Origin of the sequence: Massilia sp. S19_KUP03_FR1 (assembly GCF_036688685.1) — a bacterium.
Taxonomy (GTDB): Bacteria; Pseudomonadota; Gammaproteobacteria; order Burkholderiales; family Burkholderiaceae_D; genus JALYUM01.
Genome location: NZ_JAQQPS010000066.1, coordinates 1 through 1,725, shown reverse-complemented (window position 1 = coordinate 1,725; position 1,725 = coordinate 1). Strand labels below are relative to the sequence as shown.

The window sequence follows — 1,725 nt, the reverse complement described above, 5'->3', positions numbered from 1 at the left end:
AGGCAGGGAACGTACCGTTATTGTCTCAGGTTGCGGCACCGGCGGGAACGGGAGCGCCTTAATTAATCAGCGTTTCCTTAGCTGCAACTAATAAGCCACACCCTCGCTGGGAATCCGGTTCAACAGTAAAAACCAAAGGAGACCGGGGAGAATTTGATGAACGATTTCATTTGGTTTCTGAAAAAGACAATATGCCTTTGGCTCACCGCCGATACCGAATTTTTAGCGAAAGTGGTGAGCAATGGGATGGAGTGACAAATTCGGAAGGCCTCACTGAGCGAATTTACACATCATCCGAAGAGAAATTATCCTTGGAGATATTAGAGTAAGGATCATTTATGAGTAAAAATGTTAAATTTTCAACGGGCGCCAAGACCAATAAAGAAAAAAACTCACTGGTTAAAGTAGTTGTTCCCGAAGGGCCGGATGAATGGATATCTCCGAAAGAGAACGAAGTATTCAAAATAAGTGAAGACGGAAGTTTTCCCGACATCACATTTGAACTCGACATATCGGGAGAGGCCACCTGCTCCTGGTCATGGGAAATCACCTGGTCGGCGTCCACAAGCGGAATGCGCGAATCTAAAAAACGTGGAAGAACTTTAAAAAAATGGTCAGATAGCGGAAAACTTAAAGATTTAGGGAAATTATGGAAGGCTGATTTAAACGGGAAATGTCTCGGTGGCGCACTCAAAGTTACAGCCTCAAATGATGGAAAAAAATTCAACCGCCATGTGCGGATAATTGGCAGCAATCCGACCGAAAAAGCCGTAAGCGAATTTATTGCAACTTTTAGCGAAATATCAGGATTTGAGAAACTCGTTAAAAAAGAAAGCGCTTTCAAGCAATTTATAAATGCAGATGGTGAACCTATCGTCGCGTTTGACGGGGGTTATGGATTAACTCAGCTCACTAATCCACCACCAAAATATCAGGAAGCCTGGAACTGGAAAGAAAATATTAAGGCTGGAGTTAAACTATATAAAGAAAAAATGAGGGAGGCAAAGAGATACCTCGAAGGATCGAAGCGTGATCGAACTTATAGCGCTGAGCAACTTGAACTTGAAACTTGGTGCCGATGGAATTCCGGCAACTACCATGAGTGGGATAAGGCCAATAATAAATGGATACGCGACCCAACAATCTTAAACGACACTAATACTGGGAACATCGGTTGGGACATCACCAAAAGCGAAAACAAAGGAAAACAAGAGGAAACTTTGCATGAACGAGATAAATCCGAATATTCTAAGCCACCAACATCGAAAAGTCTATGGCGCTACTCCGGAGTGGTCTATGCTGACAATGTTAAAAATAAATAGCTTAAAGATAATCACATTCTCCCTGACATCTGTATTCAGTACATACACCTTGGCAACGGAACTACTCTTGAAGGCACCAGGTGCGTCAGTAATAGTGGTGACGGAACAAGGACAAGTTACGGCTAAGGCGACAAATCAAAAAAAACATTACATTATTTCAAAATCTTTCAGTGATCACCTAAAAAAATCTTTTGAAGTATCGCTAATAAATACCTATGCCGACAAGCGCGACCCGATGTTTTTTATTTTTACACGAGAGCCGTCAAGACCTAATTCGATGGGGCAAGGTTATTGCGGCGCCGGGTATGAAGATTTTCTTTTGCTGGTTAAGTGTCAAGTCTCGCCTGGTCATAAACGCGTTTGACGAATAACTCTGGTTTCTTATGCTGCCACTCCTTGAGCG

General features: G+C 42.6%; 2 protein-coding genes. Both read left to right on the top strand.

All coding sequences use genetic code 11. From position 1 onward, the window contains the following. Positions 1–338 precede the first annotated feature (338 nt). The gene (locus V6M87_RS27150; RefSeq protein ID WP_332879793.1) at positions 339–1,322 is read left to right on the top strand and encodes a hypothetical protein; all 984 of its coding nucleotides are present in this window, start codon (positions 339–341) and stop codon (positions 1,320–1,322) included. Continuing rightward, positions 1,297–1,686, top strand: coding sequence for a hypothetical protein (locus tag V6M87_RS27145; RefSeq protein ID WP_332879792.1), 390 nt, complete (start codon positions 1,297–1,299; stop codon positions 1,684–1,686). The genes V6M87_RS27150 and V6M87_RS27145 overlap by 26 nt, the downstream gene beginning before the upstream one ends. Positions 1,687–1,725 lie beyond the last annotated feature (39 nt).